Origin of the sequence: Acinetobacter tandoii DSM 14970 = CIP 107469, assembly GCF_000400735.1 — a bacterium.
Lineage (GTDB): Bacteria > Pseudomonadota > Gammaproteobacteria > Pseudomonadales > Moraxellaceae > Acinetobacter > Acinetobacter tandoii.
Genome location: NZ_KE007371.1, coordinates 248,117 through 269,141, shown reverse-complemented (window position 1 = coordinate 269,141; position 21,025 = coordinate 248,117). Strand labels below are relative to the sequence as shown.

21 protein-coding genes and 1 tRNA gene are annotated in these 21,025 nt (G+C 42.3%); 14 read left to right on the top strand and 8 right to left on the bottom strand.

Annotated elements, in window-relative coordinates:
* Positions 1-146: 146 nt before the first annotated feature.
* From I593_RS16975 to I593_RS16965, 3 genes are all read left to right on the top strand, one after another.
* A complete protein-coding gene (locus I593_RS16975; protein WP_016168799.1) occupies positions 147-749 on the top strand; it encodes a TetR/AcrR family transcriptional regulator in 603 nt (200 codons plus the stop codon).
* 3 nt (positions 750-752) lie between these two features.
* Positions 753-1,730 carry a zinc-binding dehydrogenase gene (locus tag I593_RS16970; RefSeq protein WP_016168798.1) on the top strand — a complete coding sequence of 326 codons (978 nt, stop codon included), beginning with the start codon at positions 753-755 and terminating at the stop codon, positions 1,728-1,730.
* A gap of 73 nt (positions 1,731-1,803) precedes the next feature.
* Positions 1,804-2,157: a DUF1304 domain-containing protein gene (locus I593_RS16965; protein WP_016168797.1), complete on the top strand. Its 354-nt coding sequence runs from the start codon at positions 1,804-1,806 to the stop codon at positions 2,155-2,157.
* Positions 2,158-2,211: 54 nt separating this feature from the next.
* Here I593_RS16965 and I593_RS16960 read toward each other — a convergent pair whose 3' ends face one another.
* Positions 2,212-2,586 (bottom strand): hypothetical protein, encoded by a 375-nt coding sequence (locus I593_RS16960; RefSeq protein WP_016168796.1) that lies wholly within the window; start codon positions 2,584-2,586, stop codon positions 2,212-2,214.
* A gap of 265 nt (positions 2,587-2,851) precedes the next feature.
* On the opposite strand from I593_RS16960, the gene I593_RS16955 reads away from it, so the two are divergent.
* Positions 2,852-3,193, top strand: coding sequence for a GlpM family protein (locus I593_RS16955; protein WP_016168795.1), 342 nt, complete (start codon positions 2,852-2,854; stop codon positions 3,191-3,193).
* A gap of 43 nt (positions 3,194-3,236) precedes the next feature.
* Here I593_RS16955 and I593_RS16950 read toward each other — a convergent pair whose 3' ends face one another.
* The 3 genes from I593_RS16950 to tenA all read right to left on the bottom strand — a co-directional run bounded on the left by I593_RS16950 (position 3,237) and on the right by tenA (position 5,254).
* Positions 3,237-4,043 (bottom strand): SDR family NAD(P)-dependent oxidoreductase, encoded by an 807-nt coding sequence (locus I593_RS16950; RefSeq protein ID WP_016168794.1) that lies wholly within the window; start codon positions 4,041-4,043, stop codon positions 3,237-3,239.
* Positions 4,044-4,136: 93 nt separating this feature from the next.
* Positions 4,137-4,508: a MerR family transcriptional regulator gene (locus tag I593_RS16945; RefSeq protein ID WP_016168793.1), complete on the bottom strand. Its 372-nt coding sequence runs from the start codon at positions 4,506-4,508 to the stop codon at positions 4,137-4,139.
* A 71-nt stretch (positions 4,509-4,579) separates the two neighbouring features.
* Positions 4,580-5,254: a thiaminase II gene (tenA, locus tag I593_RS16940; protein ID WP_016168792.1), complete on the bottom strand. Its 675-nt coding sequence runs from the start codon at positions 5,252-5,254 to the stop codon at positions 4,580-4,582.
* Between the two features lie 211 nt (positions 5,255-5,465).
* Here tenA and I593_RS16935 point away from each other — a divergent pair, with 211 nt between their 5' ends.
* The 4 genes from I593_RS16935 to I593_RS16920 all read left to right on the top strand — a co-directional run bounded on the left by I593_RS16935 (position 5,466) and on the right by I593_RS16920 (position 10,680).
* A complete protein-coding gene (locus I593_RS16935) occupies positions 5,466-6,551 on the top strand; it encodes a DUF475 domain-containing protein (RefSeq protein ID WP_016168791.1) in 1,086 nt (361 codons plus the stop codon).
* Between the two features lie 150 nt (positions 6,552-6,701).
* Complete coding sequence (locus I593_RS16930; protein WP_016168790.1) at positions 6,702-8,066, top strand: MFS transporter; 1,365 nt, start codon at positions 6,702-6,704, stop codon at positions 8,064-8,066.
* Positions 8,067-8,117: 51 nt separating this feature from the next.
* Positions 8,118-8,714, top strand: coding sequence for a single-stranded DNA-binding protein (gene ssb, locus I593_RS16925; RefSeq protein ID WP_016168789.1), 597 nt, complete (start codon positions 8,118-8,120; stop codon positions 8,712-8,714).
* Between the two features lie 526 nt (positions 8,715-9,240).
* On the top strand, positions 9,241-10,680 hold the full coding sequence (locus I593_RS16920) for an amino acid permease (protein ID WP_016168788.1): 1,440 nt from the start codon (positions 9,241-9,243) through the stop codon (positions 10,678-10,680).
* A gap of 72 nt (positions 10,681-10,752) precedes the next feature.
* Here the strand turns inward: I593_RS16920 and pdxR are convergent, their stop codons facing one another.
* Positions 10,753-12,252 (bottom strand): MocR-like pyridoxine biosynthesis transcription factor PdxR, encoded by a 1,500-nt coding sequence (gene pdxR, locus I593_RS16915; RefSeq protein WP_026440932.1) that lies wholly within the window; start codon positions 12,250-12,252, stop codon positions 10,753-10,755.
* A 156-nt stretch (positions 12,253-12,408) separates the two neighbouring features.
* Between pdxR and gabT the strand changes: the two genes are divergently transcribed.
* The 3 genes from gabT (at position 12,409) to ahpC (ending at position 15,943) form a co-directional block, all read left to right on the top strand.
* On the top strand, positions 12,409-13,707 hold the full coding sequence (gabT, locus tag I593_RS16910; RefSeq protein ID WP_016168786.1) for a 4-aminobutyrate--2-oxoglutarate transaminase: 1,299 nt from the start codon (positions 12,409-12,411) through the stop codon (positions 13,705-13,707).
* On the top strand, positions 13,704-15,161 hold the full coding sequence (locus I593_RS16905; RefSeq protein ID WP_016168785.1) for an NAD-dependent succinate-semialdehyde dehydrogenase: 1,458 nt from the start codon (positions 13,704-13,706) through the stop codon (positions 15,159-15,161). Before gabT ends, I593_RS16905 begins: the two co-directional genes overlap by 4 nt.
* A 218-nt stretch (positions 15,162-15,379) precedes the next feature.
* The gene (gene ahpC / locus I593_RS16900; protein ID WP_016168784.1) at positions 15,380-15,943 is read left to right on the top strand and encodes an alkyl hydroperoxide reductase subunit C; all 564 of its coding nucleotides are present in this window, start codon (positions 15,380-15,382) and stop codon (positions 15,941-15,943) included.
* A gap of 87 nt (positions 15,944-16,030) precedes the next feature.
* On the opposite strand, the gene ycaC is transcribed toward ahpC, so the two are convergent.
* Positions 16,031-16,657: an isochorismate family cysteine hydrolase YcaC gene (gene ycaC / locus I593_RS16895; RefSeq protein ID WP_016168783.1), complete on the bottom strand. Its 627-nt coding sequence runs from the start codon at positions 16,655-16,657 to the stop codon at positions 16,031-16,033.
* 307 nt (positions 16,658-16,964) lie between these two features.
* On the opposite strand from ycaC, the gene I593_RS16890 reads away from it, so the two are divergent.
* The 3 genes from I593_RS16890 to I593_RS16880 all read left to right on the top strand — a co-directional run bounded on the left by I593_RS16890 (position 16,965) and on the right by I593_RS16880 (position 20,425).
* Complete coding sequence (locus tag I593_RS16890) at positions 16,965-17,849, top strand: pirin family protein (protein ID WP_016168782.1); 885 nt, start codon at positions 16,965-16,967, stop codon at positions 17,847-17,849.
* 433 nt (positions 17,850-18,282) lie between these two features.
* On the top strand, positions 18,283-19,581 hold the full coding sequence (locus tag I593_RS16885) for an FAD-dependent oxidoreductase (RefSeq protein ID WP_016168781.1): 1,299 nt from the start codon (positions 18,283-18,285) through the stop codon (positions 19,579-19,581).
* A 4-nt stretch (positions 19,582-19,585) separates the two neighbouring features.
* The gene (locus I593_RS16880) at positions 19,586-20,425 is read left to right on the top strand and encodes an SAM-dependent methyltransferase (protein ID WP_016168780.1); all 840 of its coding nucleotides are present in this window, start codon (positions 19,586-19,588) and stop codon (positions 20,423-20,425) included.
* A gap of 56 nt (positions 20,426-20,481) precedes the next feature.
* Here the strand turns inward: I593_RS16880 and I593_RS16875 are convergent.
* Together I593_RS16875 and I593_RS16870 are read right to left on the bottom strand one after the other, a co-directional pair.
* Positions 20,482-20,557: transfer RNA gene (locus I593_RS16875), tRNA-Thr, on the bottom strand.
* 126 nt (positions 20,558-20,683) lie between these two features.
* Positions 20,684-21,010 carry a gamma-glutamylcyclotransferase family protein gene (locus tag I593_RS16870; RefSeq protein WP_016168779.1) on the bottom strand — a complete coding sequence of 109 codons (327 nt, stop codon included), beginning with the start codon at positions 21,008-21,010 and terminating at the stop codon, positions 20,684-20,686.
* Positions 21,011-21,025 lie beyond the last annotated feature (15 nt).

The following is a 21,025-nucleotide window of genomic DNA, read 5'->3' as shown; positions in this document are numbered from 1 at the left end:
TGAATTATCCCTGAACAATGCAGCAGAGTATAGCTCGCTATTATTAACATTCATTTGCCACAGTGGCTACTTCTCGAAAGTGTAATGCAATCTAAGTTACATAAATTAACTAGACGACTGGTCTAATATTTAAATATAGTCAGCTCATGAAACGATCAAGTAAAAGTGAAGCCACCCGCCAGCATATTCTCGACACCAGTTTTCCGCTGGTATTACAGAAAGGCTTTGTTGGGGTAGGGCTACAAGAAATCTTAAAAGCCTGTGACGTGCCGAAAGGTTCGTTCTACCATTATTTTGCGTCGAAAGAGGCTTTTGGTTGTGCACTGTTAGAGCAGTACATCACGGACTATAAAAATCAGGTAGAGCAGTTGTGGCAACTGACCGATGGCAGTGCCTATGCGCGATTGATGGCGTTATGGCAAGCGTGGATTGAAGACCCGATTCATGGCGGTTGGGCAGAAAACTGTCTGATTGTGAAATTAGCGGCAGAAGTTTCAGACTTGTCTGAAGATATGCGTCAAATCCTGAATTTTGGCGTAAATAAATTAACCGAACGCGTTGCGACTTTGCTTGAGGAAGGACAGCAGGAAGGTTCCATTCCTGCACATATTCAGCCTGTAAAAATGGCGCAAGTGATGTATCAACTGTGGTTGGGTGCAGCCTTGCTGGCTAAATTGGCACAAGACAAAGCCCCTTTGCATTTGGCGCTTGAAACCACACACAACCTTTTACAACCCATCAAGGATTAACCCATGCGCAGTATTATCCATCGTCGTTTTGGCGAACCAGTTGATGTATTAGAACAAGCAGACATGCCACAACCTGAGCCAAAAGCAGGGCAAGTCCGTTTGAAAGTGATTTTATCCCCGATTCATAACCATGATGTGTGGACAGTCCGTGGCAGCTATGGCTATAAGCCTGAATTACCTGCCATTGGGGGGAGTGAAGCAGTTGGAGTAATTGATGCATTGGGTGAAGGCGTCACGGGTTTTGAATTGGGACAGCGTGTTTCGGTCGCGGGCATTCATGGCAGTTGGGCAGAATATTGTCTAGCACCCGCAGCAGCACTGATTCCTTTACCTAATGCGGTTCCAGACGAATTGGCCGCACAACTTATTGCCATGCCTCTCAGTTCTTTAATGTTATTGGATTTTGCCAACTTAGAGTCAGGTCAGTGGATGATTCAAAATACTGCCAATGGTGCAGTAGGTAAAACCATAGCGATGGTGGCACAAGCACGTGGCATTCATGTGATTAACTTGGTGCGTCGTCAAGAAGCTGTTGCCGAAATGACTGCTTTAGGCATTCAAAATGTGGTGGCAACCGATCAAACCGATTGGAAAGCCCAAGTCAAAGCTATTCAAGGTGATCAGCCATTGATGGTTGGGGTCGATTCGATTGGAGGTAAAGCCAGCGGTGAGTTGTTGAGCTTATTGGGTGAAAATTCCTTATTGGTTTCCTTCGGTAGCATGACGGGTGAAACCATGCAGATCGAGTCGGGCGATTTAATCTTTAAACAAGCCACAATCAAAGGATTTTGGGCGAGTGTAGTGAATCAGCACATGCCTGCGGAACGTAAAAAAGCTTTGGTGGCTGAATTATTAACGCTCGCGGCACAGCAGAAACTGACCCTGCCTGTCGAAGGAGTTTATACCTTTGATCAGGTGTCGCAAGCAGCAGAAAAAGCAACTCAAGCAGCACGCCAAGGTAAAGTGTTATTTAAACCTTAATTTTGAAGGTTGAAGTGGGCCGAAAGGCTCACTTTTACCATCATAGATAAAACAACAAAGAAGGAAAATAAAAATGCTCGGACAAATTTTAGTGGGACTCATTGCAGTTTTGCATGTGTATATTTTAGTGCTAGAAATGTTTTTATGGGATAAACCCTATGGCTTGAAAGCCTTTGGCAACACTCCTGAAAAAGCCCAATTGACCAAGGTTATGGCACAAAATCAGGGACTGTATAACGGCTTCTTGGCAGCAGGTCTATTCTGGTCATTGTGCGCACCAGAAAGCTATGCCTTAGCTTTGGCAAATTTCTTTTTAGGCTGTGTATTGGCGGCAGGGATTTATGGTGGTTTGACCGCCAGTAAAAAGATTATTTATATTCAGGCGGTGCCTGCACTATTGGCATTATTGGCAGTCAATTTACTTTAAAAACTTCCTACGAGGTGTTAGTACCCTGTGCATAACACCTTTACTTGGGATGATTTAGCAAGCCCAGGCAAGGGGACATTCAAAAATTGAATCAATGGATTCGAAAGCATATTGCCTTGGAAGATCCTGATACTGGCGTGCATAAACATTTATATCTTTTTCCAAAATCTGCAGAAAGTCATTGTAGTGCTGTTCAAAATTTTCGACATAAAGTAAATCTAAACCATGGTTATAGACACAGCTGTATTGTGCAATAAAGTCCAGTAAGCGTTTTTGAATATGCGTATTGGTAAAATAAATTAGATAAGTTGCGGCTGAACCGCAATGTAAGCAGCCTTGTTCTAAGTAAATTTCTTCATTATTTAACCAACAACATTGTAAGGTGAAAAATGCTCGAATGGCTTCTGTACCTAAAGTTGCTTGTTGCATGAGCAAACCTCGCAAAAAAGTCACATATTGTTAATGATAATCATTATTATTTAATTAATTAAAAATGTCTAGAGATTATTAAGATGGTGCATACCCTTGCACAGAACGTCACCATGTTTAGCCGAACGTTGGTTGATGAGCAAAATTGGCGCAGATTCGATATTTTTCCCTAGATATTTCCACTAAACTCACATGCAAAGCTACCTTTTAAAGCGCAGAATACGAGGGTGGGTTAGGTAGTGAAAGTATTGGATAGAACCGAAGTATGTGGGCATTATTTTTAAAATGTATGTTGGGGGCAGCAGTTGTGCTGCTGATTTCAATTTTATCCAAAAGTAAGGCTTTTTATATTGCGGGTTTGGTTCCTCTGTTTCCCACTTTTGCCCTGATTGCACATGTGATTGTGTACCAGCAAAAAGGGGCGGAAGCCTTACAAAAAACCGCGTTATTTGGCTTATGGTCTCTGATTCCTTATGCCATTTATTTAGCTGCCGTTTATGTGTTGGCGACGCGCATGTCGATGTGGTCATGTTTGGGCGTGGCGACACTCAGTTGGGTCGTGGCGGCGGCAGGTTTAATTTATGCGTGGCAAATCTTTCAGCACTGAAAAGATTAAGTAAAGTTTCTTAATCTTTTCAATTGGTATATATTTACGATGCTTTCAGAACGCGGTCTCTGAGAATACGTTCAGCCATATGAAGCATTTTCTTACGAGATAGAATACGGGGCAATTGAGCGGTGAGATAGTTACTACACCCGACAATAATAGATGTTTTGTTTTGATCTAGGGCGACTAATGTGGCTGAAACGACGTCATCAACTGAAGAGCTTTTCATGCCGCGAGTATCGGCATTTGCCACTTCTGTAAAATTGGTTTCGGTATTGCCAGGACAAACTGCCAACAATTTAACCCCTGAAGATGCATATTCTCCTGCAAGTCCTTCAGTAAAATTAAGCACGTAAGATTTGCTTCCTCCATAGACCGCAATATAAGGTAAAGGTTGGAAAGCTGCTGTCGATGCGATATTGATCATGATGCCTTTTTTACTCGCCAGCATCTGTGGCAAAAATAAATAACATAAGGACGTTACACTATTCATGTTGAGCATGATCATTTCGTTGTAGGTTGTGGCAGATTGATCTAGAAATTGACTCCATTTTCCAAATCCAGCGTTGTTAATTAAAATCTCGACCGACAATTTTCGTGCTTGTACCTCATCAAACAGCTTTTGTGCTGCATGGGGTTGAGCCAAATCTAGACCAATGACTTCGACCTGAATGTTATATTTTTTTTCAAGCTCATTGGCTAACTCATTCAGTTTTTGCTCAGAGCGCGCGGTTAAAATTAAGTGGATGCCTAAAGACCCAAGCTTTTGCGCATAGCCTTTGCCGATTCCTGAAGATGCGCCTGTAATTAATGCTGTTGAATTTTTAAATATAGAAAGATGAGAACTCATTTTATAAATCCATAATAAAAGGAGTTATGACCATAAACCTTTCCCCTAGGGGCAGAGTCAAGCTTTAATTTGCAGATTTGTGAATTGACGCTGCTATACAGCGCTGTTGTCGGTCATATAGGTTTGGGTAATTTCATCTTCCAATTGCTTTAAGTTTTCTTGTAAACGGTTTAAGGCTTGTTGGTGTTCTAAAATTTGCTGATGCTTGTTGGCGATTAAAGCCTTCGCCACTTCTACAGGAAATCGGTTCTGTTGATATTTTAAAACAGAAAGGTCGTAAAGCTCGGCAAGACTGAATCCAACCGCTTGGGCAAGACGAATCATTTTGACTGATTGGACATCAATCGCTGCATAAATACGATAATTTCCTTTTCTTTTTGCGACGGGCAATAAACCGAGTTTTTCATAATGCCGAATAGCTTTCGGGGTGGTGCCTTTTAACGCAGCCAATTCTCCAATATACATATTTTTCCCCATCACTTAAAAAGATGATCATGAGCCAACAGCCCTCATGATCAGTTTAATAGATACTTCAATTATAGATGGTCTAAACCCAACCATTGTCTTTGATCATAAGCACTGTCCCAGAATAACCATTCGAGTTTGGCGCCCATGCGATACGCCGCGTGCATTTTTTCTAAGGTGTCGGCATCGCAACGTGCGGCGACTTTATTTACAGTGGCAATCACATTGCGCACAGCGGTATGGAATTCTTCGCCCGCATAGGTATCAATCCAAGCTTGGTACGGATTATTAGCTACAGAATGCTGCACAATGTCTTGACCAACTTCGGCATAAATCCAAAAGCAAGGTAACAATGCAGCCAGCACGACAGGATAACTTTCTGACCACGCAGTTGCACTTAAAAATGATGTGTAATGATGACAAGCCAAGGTCAGTGGTGTAGTTTCAAACTGTTGTTTCGAGACATCGAATTCTTGCATAAAGCTGTCATGCAAACTGCGCTCAACCACAATCGCAATTTTGGCGGCGTCCGAAAATTGCATGACATCATCGGCTTCATATGCTTTTGCTGCACATACCGCTAAAGCACGGCCATATGCCAATAAATAATGCGCATCCTGAATGACATAATGACTAAAGGCTTCACGGCTGAGCGAACCTTGTGCGAGTTCTTGGTTGAAAGGAAGCGCTAAAGTTTTTTGGTAGAGGTCGAGATTACGCTGCCACAATTGTTCAGAAAAAAGCATGCGGGTTTCCTGGTCTAGCTTTACAAATTATGGCGACTAGACTAACGCAAGCATGCTCAATAGACGACCCATTTTTTACAGGGCAAAGTTCTTCGCAGAAAAAATCGCAGAACAATTTTGGTTTAGCGTGTAAAAGCGTCATAATATCGCGCATGAATTTTTATGCTGTAGTCATGCTATAGCGCTCTTATTATCCAAAGGTCACTTCGTTATGATGAAACATTTTGGTTTCTCTATCTTATTTACGATTGTGTGTCTTGCCATTTCTGCTTATTGGGGCTTTACGCATGGTCCTGAAGCAGGCTTGAAGACCATGTTTACTGCGCTGACCATTACCGCAATTTTGGCGGTGATGGAAGTTTCATTGTCGTTTGATAATGCGGTCGTGAATGCTTCGGTCCTCCGCGGATGGGATCATTTTTGGAAAATGATCTTCTTAACCGTGGGTATCATTATTGCCGTATTTGGCATGCGTCTGGTGTTCCCAATTGTGATTGTGGCTGTGACTGCCGATATGGGCATGCTCGAAGTGGTGAACATGGCATTGAATGAGCCACAACAATATTCAGAAAAACTGATGGCCCATCATGCTGAAATTGCTGCTTTTGGTGGTGCATTCTTGTTATTGGTGTTTTTGAATTTCTTCTTTGATGAAGGTAAAGACACGCACTGGTTTAAATGGTTAGAGCATCGTTTAGCCAACTTGGCCAATGTTCCTGCAATGTCTGTCTTTATTTCATTGATCGCATTGTTGATTATGGCAGCCAATGTTTCAGATGCTGAACGTTTGTTGGTGACGATGGCGGGTATTTGGGGCATCGTGGTGTATATCGGTGTGCAAGTACTGAGTCATTTGTTAGGTGGTGAGCCTGAAATTGATGAAGAGGGCAATGCCGTGGCACATGATGCTAGTGGTGCATCTACAGGCGTGATCAAAGCAGGTTTGGGGGGCTTTATTTATCTTGAAGTCCTCGATGCCTCATTCAGTTTTGATGGTGTAATTGGCGCATTTGCGATTACTTCGGATGTGGTCATCATTATGCTGGGTCTGGCAATTGGTGCAATGTTCGTGCGTTCAATGACGATTTATCTGGTTGAAAAAGGCACCCTCGATGCCTACATTTTCCTTGAACATGGTGCGCATTATGCGATTGGTGCTTTGGCATTCATTATGTTGGCCAGTGGGACAGGTGTACATGTTCCAGAAGTGGTCACAGGTTTAATTGGTGTCGCCTTTATTGTTTGGGCCGTTATTGCGTCCATTCAATATAGCAAGCGCCAAGGACAGCAAGGCTAAATCGTTCATGGGAACGAAATGTCCACACAGTAGAATTCAGGGTGCATTGAATTGCGCCCTTTTTTCTTGAGATAATTCCAGAATCACCACGCATTCATGTCTGAATGTTGTAGCATAACTTCCAAATTCAACGCATTTAAGTCTATTGATATGATGAATTCCTTAGAACGCCGTTCGACCTTTGCTTTAAGCAGTATTTTTGCATTGCGCATGTTGGGCCTGTTCATGATTATTCCAGTCTTTTCCGTGGCTGGTCAGTCGTATCAATATGCGACACCTGCGCTGATTGGTTTGGCTGTGGGCGTATATGGGCTCAGTCAAGCCATTTTACAAATTCCGTTTAGCTTAATTGCCGACCGTTTTAGCCGAAAGCCTTTGGTAGTATTGGGTTTATTGTTGTTCGCGATTGGTGGTGCAGTCGCAGCGATGTCTGACACCATTTATGGCGTGATTATTGGTCGTGCCATTGCGGGTGCGGGTGCGGTTTCTGCAGTGGTGATGGCTTTGCTGGCTGATGTCACCCGTGAAGAGCAGCGTACCAAAGCCATGGCGGCTATGGGTATGAGTATTGGTTTGTCTTTTGTGGTGGCATTTAGTTTGGGTCCTTGGCTGACCAGTTTGGTGGGTATTTCGGGCTTGTTCTGGGTTACAACCATTATGGGCTTGGCGGCCATTGCCATGTTGTTGCTGGTACCGAAAGTAACCCGACATCACAAAAACTTTCAGCAAGGCTATTTGGCACAGTTAAAGCAAGTGCTGAAAATGTCAGATCTGAATCGTCTGCATGTGTCTGTATTTACCCTGCATTTATTGCTCACGGCAATGTTTATTTATGTGCCATCCCAATTAATTGAATTTGCAAAAATTCCATTAGCCAAGCATGGTTTAATTTATCTGCCTTTGCTGGTGATTAGCCTGTTTTTTGCTTTCCCCAGTATTATTGTGGCGGAAAAATATCGAAAAATGCGCAGTATTTTCCTGACTGCAATTGCAGGCATCATTTTAGGTTTAATTACCCTCATTTTTGGCTATGAATCTAAATATATCTTATTGATCGGACTGGGTTTATTCTTCATTGCCTTTAATGTCATGGAAGCTTTATTGCCATCGTGGCTGTCTAAAGCTGCACCGATTCAGTCCAAAGCCACTGCGATGGGCGTAAATGCCAGCAGTCAGTTTTTAGGGGCATTTTTTGGCGGTACATTGGGTGGTCAATTATTGATGCTGAATAACACCGCATTCGGTTGGAGTATCCTCACCGCAATTGCTATAATTTGGCTACTCATCAGTTTTGGATTGGCTCAACCACGTTATCTTTCATCGTTGGTATTGCGCTTACCCGAGAATAAACAAACAGATGAGTGGACTTCTCAACTTTTAGCGATTCGTGGTATTGAAGAAGTTGTGGTGATGTCGGACCAACAAGTGGCGTATGTGAAAGTAGATAAGCAGCGGATTGATGAAGCTGCGCGACAACATTTAACGCACTTGTTGGGGAAAGAGGTAGCCATTTAAGCATAACTCTTATAAAGTAAATAATAGAAATAGATAGGAAGTAAACATCAGATGCGCGGTGTAAATAAAGTTATTTTAGTGGGCACATTAGGCCGAGATCCAGAGACGAAAACTTTTCCAAATGGGGGCTCGCTTACTCAGTTTTCAATCGCAACCAGCGATTCTTGGACTGACAAAAGCACAGGTGAACGTAAAGAACAAACTGAATGGCACCGAATTGTCTTGCACAATCGTTTAGGTGAAATTGCTCAGCAATATTTACGTAAAGGTTCAAAGGTTTATATTGAAGGTTCATTACGTACGCGTCAATGGACAGACCAAAATGGTCAAGAACGTTACACCACAGAGATTCGTGGTGAACAAATGCAAATGCTTGATTCGAACCGTCAGCAAGGTGAAGGTGTGCCGAGTGATAACGCTGGGTTTAATCAACCGCGTTTTAACAATAACCAGAACAGTGGTTATGGCAATAACACAGGTTATAACAATAATAATAACCAAGGTTATGGCAACGCAGGCGGTTTTAACAATAATCAGGGCGGTGGTAACCAAGGTGGTTATGGCAACAATAATCCAGGTGGTTTTGCACCTAAAGCAACACCTTCTGCACCAGCACCTGCAGATTTGGATGATGATTTACCGTTTTAGATCATAGATCTAAGGCAAATATTTTAATCCAATTGCCTCCAAAACAGATAAAACCTTCTTGGCTTTGCTAGGAAGGTTTTTTTTATTTAGTTTGACTACATAGTGTCAAGTCAGACCAAAGTTATAGAGAATGGCTCCTCCATTCTTTTGAACATATTATTTATTCGAGTAAGCCTTTATTTTAACTGTTTCTTAATTATAACAAGCTGATATATATCTATTTTTATATTAAATATGTACTTTATTCAGTGGGTTAAAATATTGAATAATAACATAAATGCACAAAATTGGTGCATTAAAGCAACAATTGGCTCTTTCTTTCATAAGAAAAATGGCTCTCGTTTCTTGAGTGCCAAAACGACAAATTAAGCCTATATAGAAGTATGCATACGGAAACGTCGGATTTGCCCACTCAATCTTTCTCCTTAGGCGATTGGGCAGATTCACCAGAAAATTAGGAATATTGATGACCTAGAGTAAACTGACTTTGGGACAGCTATATTTCTATCATGTTAAGGAAAATTGTATGGCTGGACATCAAAAGTCAGGAGCTAACGGCTCTCAAGGCTTACATAACGGGCTTAAATCTCGCCATTTGACCATGATCTCAATTGCAGGTGTCATTGGTGGTTCTTTATTTGTCGGTTCAGGCAGCATTATTTATAATACTGGACCTGTGGTATTTCTCACTTATGCTTTAGGCGGTTTATTGGTTTGGTTCATCATGCGTATGCTTGGTGAAATGGCTGTTTTAAACCCTGATAGTGGTTCTTTTTCTACTTATGCTGACCGAGCAATTGGTCGTTGGGCGGGTTTTTCAATTGGTTGGCTGTATTGGTGTACGCTCGCGATGCTCATGGGTTGGGAAGCTTATGTTGCAGGTAAAATTTTAAATAATTGGTTTCCATTTATCCCGATCTGGGCCTATATGACGGTCGTCATTGTTGCTTTGGTCGCGGTCAATTTACAAAACGTGAAAAACTACGGTGAATTTGAATTCTGGTTTGCCTTGATCAAAGTTATCGCGATTGTGATTTTTCTTGTGCTCGGTAGTTTAGCGATTATGCACTTATGGCCTTGGGGCAATCCTGCTGCATCAGGCATCAGTAATTTAACCGCACAAGGCTTTATGCCTAATGGAGTATCCTCAGTCATTACGGCTTTACTCGGTGTAATGTTTGCCTATATTGGTGCTGAAATTGTCACCGTTGCAGCCGCAGAATCAGCAGATCCTTCGAAGGAAATCCGTAAGGCTTCTAACTCAGTGGTTTGGCGTATTATCTTGTTCTATGTGGGTTCAATGTTTGTAGCAGTGTGCTTGATTCCACACAACAATGAACTTTTGAAAGATTCGACTTGGGGTACCTATAGTGTGACTTTGACGGCACTTGGAATTCCTGGCGCACGTCATATTGTCAACTTTGTCGTACTGACTTCGGTTTGTAGCTGTTTTAACTCAGCACTGTACACCTGTTCACGTATGTTGTTCTCTTTAGGCAAACGTGGTGATGCCCCGAAGAGTTTTGGTACGGTGAACCGTCATGGTAGCCCAGCAGTAGGCGTGATAGTCTCTTGTTTCTTCTCTGTGATTGCGGTGATTCTAACAGCAACCAAGAGTATGGATGTTTATGATGTATTCATGCTCACTACAGGTGCAGCGACGCTATACGTGTACTTGGCAATTGCTTATTCGCAACTCCGTATGCGTAAAAAACTTGAAGCAGAAGGGGTACAAATTGATTTTAAAATGTGGATGTTCCCTTATGTTACCTATGGTGTGATCATTGCCATTATTGGGGCAATTCTGACCATGTTGATTGAAGGCACCTATTTTAAAGAAGTGATTTATACGACGGTCTTGTTCGGTACGATTGTGTTCTTTGGATTACTTTCGGAAAAATTGGGTTGGGGAAAAGAGCGTAGGGCTTCTCATTTAGCACATCACAATACAGAAAAACTGGTTTAAGCTGCGTTAAGCTGAATTGAAAAAAAAAGAGTCTCTAATCGGAGACTCTTTTTTTTGGTGCTATTCAGATAATCAATTCACGGTGGGTACACCAGCTTCACGTAGACATTGTAATAGCACACCAAAAGACATCACCATATCGCGCTCATTCACACATGCAAAGCCCATCAGCAGTCCACGCTGTGCACGTGCGTGCGAGTGCATATAATATTGAGACAAGGGACGAACTTTAATACCACGTTCTAAAGCTTTAGACGCAATCGCAACATCATCGCACTGTTCAGGCAGTTTCATAACCAGATGCAGACCTGAATCATGGCTATATTCGTGGACAAATTCGGGTCCTAAATAGCGATGAATCAAATCGACCAGATAAGCACGACGCTTACCATACAGTAGGCGCATACGTCGAATATGTGCTTCATAATGCCCTTCACGAATAAACACCGCTAAGGCTTTCTGTTCGAGTAAATGTCCACCACGATAAAGTTCTGCGGCCAAAATCCGTAATGGTGAAAAGAGCGAACGTGGCACCACCAAGTAGCCAATACGTAGTGCAGGGTAAATGGTTTTACTGAATGTTCCCATGTAAATGACGGGAGCATCGGATTCTAAACCTTGCAGTGATGGATAGGGTTGACCCGAGAAGCGGAATTCACTGTCATAGTCATCTTCCACGATCCAGCTATTATTTTGCTTGGCAATACTCAAGAGTTGTTTGCGTCGTTCTAGGCTTAGATGTGATCCCAATGGATATTGATGTGACGGCGTCACAAAAATCAGTTTGGGTGGTTTTTCTGGATTTTGCTCTGGAATAATACCGTCGGCATCTACAGGCATGGGGTGAATGTCTAGGCCATTAATACGTAAAGTGTTGCGCATTCCCCAATAGGCAGGATCTTCAATCCAGACCTGATCGCCAATATCACACAGGGCTCGAGAGACCAGATCTATGGCTTGATGAATCCCTTCGGTAATAATAATTTGGTCGGTGTCGCATTGAACTGAACGGGCGACACGCAAATAATCGGCCAGCGCACTACGTAGTTCTAGGCAGCCGCCAGCATTGCTGTAAATTAATTGTTCAATATTGGGTTCACGGTTTAAACGTGCTTGAATCCGACTAAAAATATGATGTGGAAATTCAGTCACATCAGGTGCACCCGGTACAAAAGCACCCCATTGATGTGGAGATGCCGCGGCATGTCCCATCACTTGTGTACCACGTTGTGATAAAGATGCATTTTTTTTGGCTCTGGCAATTCCTTCAACTTTCTTGCCATGAATGGTATTTAAAAATACTTCGGGTAAGTGCTCCGCAACCCAAGTACCGTGACCCGTACGTGCTTCCAAATAGCCTTCGGCTTGCAGTTGCTCATAAGCAGACAGCACGGTATTGCGCGATACCTTGACTTCATTGGCCAAATCACGAGATGCAGGTAAGCGCGTTTTGGGCTGAATCACACCTTCGGTAATCGCACCTCTCAAGCAACGGAATAGGCGTTGATGTAGCTTACCCTCCGTATCTTGCTGGAGACGTTGTAATAAATGATCACCTAACAAACTGCGCAATTGGCTCTCTCCTACAGTTAAAAAGTGGCTCTGGTCAGTTGACCCAAGAAGCGCGAAATTACAGTCATAGGCAGTCATTGTAAAGCATCCTGAAATTAGGCGAACGGATGCATAGACCAAAGCTGTAATTGACGATGAAAAAATGAGGAAAAAATAATGGATGCTAATCATTCTGCACTCAATGCGCGTAAACAGCAAGCAACCCCACGTGGCGTAGGCGTGATGTGCCAGTGGTATGCGGAAAAAGCAGAAAATGCCACAATTTGGGATAAAGATGGCAACGAATACATCGACTTTGCGGGTGGTATTGCAGTATTGAATACAGGTCACCGTCATCCAAAAGTGATTGCGGCTGTGACTGAACAGTTAACCAAGTTCACCCATACGGCTTACCAAGTAACACCATACGAAAGCTATGTATCTTTGGCTGAGCGTATCAATGAACGTGCACCAATTGCAGGTCAAGCAAAAACTGCATTTTTCACGACAGGTGCAGAAGCGGTTGAAAATGCGGTAAAAATCGCACGTTCTTACACAGGTCGTCACGGCATTATTACCTTTGGTAACGGTTTCCATGGTCGTTCATTCATGACGATGGCAATGACAGGTAAAACTGCACCATACAAACGCGATTTTGGTGTAATGCCTGGTGGCGTATTCCATGCGCGTTACCCAGTGGCATCTAAAGGTATTTCTGTTGATGCGGCGATTGAAAGCGTTGAAAATATTTTCAGTGAAGATGTATCTGCACATGACGTAGCTGCAATCGTGCTTGAACCAGTACAAGGTGAAGGCGGTTTTAACGTTGTTCCTGCTGAATTCTTAAAACGTTTACGTGCAATTTGCGACCAACACGGCATTTTGTTGATTGCAGATGAAGTACAAACTGGTTTTGCACGTACTGGTAAATTGTTCGCAATGGATCATTACGAAACTAAAGCTGACCTGATCACGATGGCGAAAAGTCTTGGCGGTGGTTTCCCAATTTCAGGTGTTGTGGGTCGTATCGACGTGATGGATGCACCAAACCCAGGCGGTTTAGGTGGTACTTATGCAGGTAACCCAATTGCAGTTGCAGCAGCACATGCAGTGATTGATGCGATTGAAGAAGAAAAGCTTTGCGACCGTGCTAATGTTTTAGGTGCAGAATTAGTTGCGGTATTGAAACAAATTCAATCAGAAACGACCATCGTGAATGATGTTCGTGCATTAGGTTCAATGGTTGCTGTTGAAGTCGAAAATGCGGATATCGCAAAAGCTGTACAAACTTTTGCAATGCAGAAAGGTTTGTTGTTATTAACTTGTGGTAAAAACGGTAACGTAATTCGTTTCTTATATCCACTGACCATTCCAACAGAACAATTCCGTCAAGCTTTAGACATTTTAAAACAAGGTTTTGATTCTTTAGCATTGCCAGCAACTGTTGGGGCGCAAACTGCGGAGCAATCAGCATGATTCAACAAGGATTGCAATATTTATTAGCACATCCTGATATTGCCCTTGAAGCACCTGCTTCAAGCGGCTTTATTGAAGTTCAAGATGCAGCGACTGGCGAAAGTTTGGCATGGGTAAAAACCTATGATCAAGCGGGCGTTGAAGCAGCCATTACTCGTTCTGAACAAGCACAAGCACTTTGGAAAAAGCAAACCGCTTTACATCGTGCCGACATCTTGTGGGCGTGGTATGAATTGATGCTTGAGCATAAGGAAAACTTGGCGCAGTTGTTGACTGCGGAACAAGGTAAACCTTTGCTTGAAGCACGTGGTGAAATTGCCTATGCAGCCTCGTTTATTCGTTGGTTTGCAGAGCAAGCCCGTCGTATTGATGGTGCGGTTCTTCCTCCAACTCAAGCGCATCAGCGTTTGGTGGTGATCAAGCAAGCGATTGGTGTGACTGCGGCCATTACGCCGTGGAACTTCCCAGCCGCGATGATTACGCGTAAAGCAGCACCTGCACTTGCAGCGGGTTGTTCAATGTTGGTGAAACCAGCAGAACAGACCCCGTTATCTGCCTATGCATTAGAAGTATTGGCCTTGCAAGCAGGCTTGCCACAAGATCTTCTGTTGAACATTGTGGGTGATGCTGCTGAAGTGGGTCAAACATTGTGTAACAGCGATGTGGTACGCAAACTGAGCTTCACAGGTTCGACGCCAGTGGGCCGTATTTTGATGCAGCAATGTGCACCAACCATCAAAAAACTCTCTTTAGAGTTGGGTGGTAATGCGCCTGTGATCGTATTTGATGATGCGAATCTTGATCAAGCTGTGCAAGGCATCATGATGAGCAAATTCCGTAACAGCGGTCAGACTTGTGTGTGTGCCAACCGTATCTATGTGCAAGCAGGCATTTATGATGCACTTTGTGAGCGCTTAGTGGCTGAAGTTGCAAAATTAAAAGTGGGTGATGGTCGTGTCGAAGGCTCGACGCAAGGTCCATTGATTGATGCGAAAGCCGTAGCTAAAGTGCAATCACATATTGATGATGCGAAAACGAAAGGTGCGAAAGTACTGATCGGTGGTCAATTACATGCTTTGGGTAAAACTTTCTTTGAACCAACCGTTCTGCGTGATGTAACGCAAGACATGCGTGTTGCGAAAGAAGAAACCTTTGGCCCATTGGCACCGTTATTCCGCTTTGAAACTGAAGCAGAAGCGATTGCGCTGGCAAATGACACTGAGTTTGGCTTAGCCAGCTATATCTTTACCCAAAGTGCTGCACGTCAATGGCGTGTGGGCGAAGCGTTAGAATATGGCATGGTGGGTGTAAACACAGGCGCGATTTCGAATGAAGTTGCTCCGTTTGGTGGTGTGAAACAGTCAGGCTTAGGCCGTGAAGGTTCAGAATGGGGCATCGATGAGTACTTAGAAATGAAGTACATGTGTATCGATGTGACCGACCCTTCAGCATAATCTTTGCTGTTGATAGAAAATGCTGGTGATGGCTTTGGTGGTCACCAGCATTTTTATTTGTATCGGATAAAATCATTAAAAAGGAAAATAGCATCTAAATTTTAAATCTATAAAACCGATTAAAATTATAAAAAACTACGGTTTTACCTATATGGGGAAATTTCTTATTCTTGGTTTCAAGTTAAACAAATACAGTCACTGATACCGAGGAACCGCACATGAGTTTAATCAATACTGAAATCAAACCCTTCAACGCAACGGCTTATAAAAATGGTGAATTTGTTCAAGTGTCTGAACAGAATTTTTATGGCAAATGGTCGGTTGTGTTTTTCTATCCTGCCGATTTTACTTTTGTATGTCCAACTGAATTAGGCGATTTAGCCGATCATTATGCAGAATTCCAAAACATGGGTGTAGAGATCTATTCAGTTTCGACTGATACCCATTTCACGCATAAAGCATGGCATGACAGTTCAGAAGAAATTAAGAAAATTCAGTACAGCATGATTGGTGATCCAACATGGATTTTGGCGAAAAACTTTGAAGTGCTGATTGAAGCAGAAGGTTTGGCAGATCGTGGCACATTTGTGATTGATCCTGAGGGGAAAATCCAAATTATTGAAATTAATGCGGGCGGTGTGGGGCGTGATGCGCAAGAACTATTGCGTAAAGTTAAAGCAGCCCAGTATGTGCATGCACACCCTGGTGAAGTTTGCCCAGCAAAATGGAAAGAAGGTGATGCGACTTTGGCACCATCGATTGATCTGATTGGTAAAATCTAAGTCAAAACACTTTGAATTTAAAAAATCCAGAACTGATGTTCTGGATTTTTTTTAAATGATCACTTCAGTGTTTCAGCAATCAGGGCATTACTTTTGTGGGTTATTTTGATCAAAACTAATCATTAAATTACGATAATCAGGAATATGATTGGAGAAGAGTGTACCCAAGCCTTCAATATCATTTCGCCAGTCACGATGCAGTTCACACGCCATGCCAAACCATGTCATGAGTTGTGCACCTGCTTGTGACATACGCTTCCATGCGGCATCACGGGTCAAGGCATTGAACGTGCCTGAAGCATCGGTAATCACAAATACTTCAAAATCCTCTTCTAGTGCGGATAGTGCTGGAAAAGCCACACAGACCTCGGTCACGACACCTGCAATAATCAGTTGCTTTTTACCTTTAGCTTTAATGGCTTTGACAAAGTCTTCATTGTCCCACGCATTGATCTGTCCTGGTCGAGCAACGTAGGGAGCATCAGGGAACATGGTTTTTAATTCTGGAATAAGCGGACCATTTGGACCATTTTCAAAACTGGTGGTCAGAATGGTAGGCAAATTAAAATATTTAGCAGCATCGGCCAAAGCCAGTACATTGTTTTTGAATTTATCGGGATCGATGTCACGTACCAAGGACAACAGTCCAGTTTGATGATCGACCAACAAAACGGCAGCATTATTTTTATCTAAGCGAGTATAAGGTTTACCCATTTTCTTATTACTTTAGTGGATGAATAGAGAACTCAGCCATGCTCATAATTATGTTTAGCGCATGGTTGCGTTGTTGTTATATTAAGCAGAGTTGTAATTAAGCTTAAAGGATGATCTTGGGAAAGATTGTCTTATTTTTGAGATAGTTTTGTTGTTGCACTCGATACGAAAATAAAAACATATAAATTCAATATGCTGGAGAGATTGTTGTAAAAATAGGATGGTGTATCGCATAAGCTCACTATGTCCTGCACTTTAAAATGCTTAACATGACTGCATGTTAGATCCTAGAGATAGGAGTTTTGAAATGAAAAAAATTACAGGTGTGTACCGTAACCAAAATATGCATTGGGTCGGTGATGGTTTTCCAGTGAGAAACCTGTTTTCTTATGACCGTTTAGGACAAGCGATTAGCCCATTTTTGTTGTTAGATTATGTTGCGCCGTATCCATTTACACCTACCAAAGAGCAGCATGGTGTGGGTTCACATCCGCACCGTGGCTTTGAAACCGTGACCATTGCCTATCAAGGTGCAGTCACACATAAAGATTCTAGTGGCGGTGGTGGCACGATCCAAACGGGCGATGTGCAGTGGATGACTGCGGGTTCAGGTTTGGTGCATGAGGAATTTCACTCGACTAAGTTTGCGCAGAAAGGCGGTTTGTTTGAAATGGCCCAGTTGTGGGTAAATTTACCCGCAGCCGATAAAATGACAGCCCCGCAATATCAAGCCATTCAAGCTCAAGAAATTCCTGTGATTCACTTTGAAGATGAAGCTGGGCATTTACGTGTGATTGCGGGTACGTATGCAGAGCAGCAAGGTGCAGCGTCAACCTTTAGTCCAGTGAATGTCTGGGATGGTGTGCTGAAAGCAGGTCACCGCCAAGACGTATTTGTGCCAGTCGATCACAACACCTTAGTCGTGGTGTTACAAGGTGAAATGCTACTGAATGGTCATCAAAAAGTGTTGGATAACTCGATTGTGTTATTTGCACATGATGCTGAACCACAGATTCAGTTGGAAGCGCTTACGGATGCGAAATTCTTAATTTTGACAGGAAAACCGTTGAATGAACCAATTCAGGGTTATGGTCCGTTTGTGATGAACACCAAACAGGAAATTATTCAGGCCTTTGAAGATTTCAATCAAGGTAAATTTGGTGAGATTCCAGTTCAGGAACATCATCGCTAAGCAATTCAGCCAATCTGAATGTAGTAACTGCTAGAAAAAAGAAGAAGCCCCGAAGTCATTCGGGGCTTTTTGCGCTTTAAGCTTTGTTGTAGATGACACAGATGTTATCTAAATTTGCGTAGTGCTATATTTTGGTTAGTGTGATGAATTTATCATTTTTATGTGGTGCATGATACCTACTTTTTTATTATTTGTAAAACGGGATGTAAAAAGTACATCGATTTAAGTTGCTAATTTTAAACAAAAAATAAAGTATATATTCTTTAAAAAAAGACTTTGTTTAAAAAATAAGCATAAAAAAGTAATAAAGCCAGCAAGCTTTAATTAAATTGTTAACGAATTTTAAAAGCATGGATTCTGGCATTTTTTAATAGTCTGTTTTGTCGCCCTGTAGTACATAATTTCCTTAATGTGTAACTGACGGATAATAACTTTGGATATTGCAGTTATTGGTAGTGGCATGGCTGGACTGGCTACTGCGAGAATTCTTAAAGATGCTGGACATAACATTACAATTTTTGAAGCCCTACCAGGGCGTGGAATGGACAGTCACAGCACCGAATTTGAAGGTGGGTTGATTGATGCACCTTTGCGTGTCATGAATCCGCATTTATGGAAAAACACCTTAAGTTTAGCAACCTATTTAGGTATTCAAACTTATCCAGTACGAACCTATATGGCATGTAGCTGGTTATTTGAAGATAAAACTGAAACATGGCTCACCACCACCCGTACCCGTATTGGTAATTTCCCAATTATCAATAACCGTAAAGGCATCAAACAATATGGTTGGCGCTTGGTTAAAGGCATGTTGCAGTTAAAAACTGCGATTTCTCAATTTTTTAAATCTGAGAATCAAGAGATTACTTTGGCAGAATTCATTAATCAGAATGATATTGAAGAAGTCTTCTGGCATGGTGCAGTAATGCCAGTGCTATATACCATTTGTACTTGTAATCCAAAAACCATTGGTGATTGGCCCGCAAAACCGTTGTTGACCTTCTTGCGTCAACTCACGGATGGAGATGCTTTATTGCGTATGCAGGGGGGTACACCAGCCTTAGTTGATAAGTTGATACAAGGTATTGAAATCCGTAGTGGCTCTGCCATCACCCATGTGAAACAGCAAGGCGATAAAGTACAGGTTGAAAATTCGGCAGGTGAAACCTACCAGTTTGACCGTGCTGTGATTGCAACACCAACCAACAAAATTGATACTTTCCTTGATCAAGCACAATTTAAAGACGACATTGATTTATTAAAGCAATTTAAATTTGAACAAGGTCAATTGGTCATTCATACCGACACGTCTGTTATGCCACCGAAGCGTAAAGACTGGGCAGTGTTGAGTTATATGATGGATCGTAAGTTTACCCGTCAGCAATTCACAGTCTGGTTAAACGCAGTTGAGCCAAGCCTCGTGGGTAAAAATCCTGTGTTCCAAACTTGGCGTCCTGTGACTGAAATTGATCCGAAAAAGATCATTTCAAGCGTAACATTAACCCGTGCGGTGGTGAACTCGGAAACCGTGGCATTGAATAAACAGTTGCAAGAACGTCATAAGCAACCTGATCGCAAAGTATTCTATTGTGGTTCTTGGTCGTGTGATGGTTTGCCAATCTTGGAATCGGCGGTGACCTCTGCCATGAATATTGCTGAGATTTTTGGTGCGCCATTGCCGTTCGTTGGCTTAAAGCCTAAAGTAGAGGTTGCTCCGCAACTCGGCTACTAAGTTCATGAAATGGCTCCAACAGCTTCGCACAGAGGTTTCCCAACATAAATATGCCATCAATGCAAAATTATTAGGGGACAGCAGCGAACTGGCTTGGAGCAATCTGGGATACTGGTCTGAAACGAATCAGACCTATCCTGAAGCTTGCCGTGCCCTTGCCGATCATTTGGCCCACAGTGTGCAATTAACCGCATCAGATCATGTACTGGATTTGGGCTGTGGACAGGGGGCGAGCCTGTTGCATTGGCAGCAACAGTATCAGATACAACATATTGAAGCGGTTGAATTACAACCTAAATATATACAAAAAATTCAAACAGCAATTCCTCAACTGAAGGCTATTCATTGCCACTCTTTTTTAAATTTAAAACAAATTTCCTTTCAGCAAGCTTTTGATGTGGTGCTGTGTATCGATGCGGCCTATCACAGTAGTTTGAATTCATTTTTAAATTCAGTTGCACCCGTTTTAAATTCAAAAGGGCGTTTGGCATTTCATTACTTAATTTTAAGCCCGAAGTTTTTGAATTTAAATGTCGCGGAAAAAATACAGTTGGCCTTGTTGCTTAAAGCTGCCGATGTGAATTTAAAAAACTTGTCTGATAACGTTGCTGTACAGCAACAGTTGGTACAAGCAGGTTTTGAACAGATTCAAATTGAAGATTTCTCTGAAGCTGTATTGGGTGGTTTTTCCCAATATATTCAGCAGCAGACAACAGCACCGCAGACTGAAGAGCAATATACAGCTTTTGATGTAATGAAGATTCAGTTGACAGCAAAACTGTGTCAGAAATTATGGATGCAAGGCGTAGTGCGGTATGTGCAAGTGACAGCACAGAAGAAATAAAAAATGCAGGTTTAAAAACAACAAAAGCCCACTAATAAATAGTGAGCTTAAGTAAATGGTGCCGGCACACGGATTCGAACTGTGGACCTACTGATTACAAGTCAGTTGCTCTACCAACTGAGCTATGCCGGCATCTTGTGCTGTGCATTTTACATTAAGTTGTTTTGAATGCAAGCCAAAAAATAACCGATTGAATGTTCAGCGTTATGAACTGAATCTAAGTTTCGACTCATCAGCTATTTTTGTATAAAAAGAAAGCTATTTTAGACTGTAAATCCAAGTGTTAATACATTCACCTGTCTCAATTAAAGTGGCCTGTACTGGGCTACGAACATAACCTTCGCCTTCAAATTCATCGAGCATTGTCCAATGTTGGGCTAAATTTTCCGAGAAAAACACAAAGCCTTGTACAGTAGAAGCATTTTCATTGAGCAGAATACCGGGAAAACCTAATGCTGCGCCCCAACCTTTGGCATGTAATTCGCTATGTACATAGGCTGTTGCCCATGTCCCACCCATATTTTCTAAAATATGCGCATTAGGGCGGTTTGGTCCAAGGGTGCCATAAACAAATAAGCTCAACATGATAAAAATATGTTC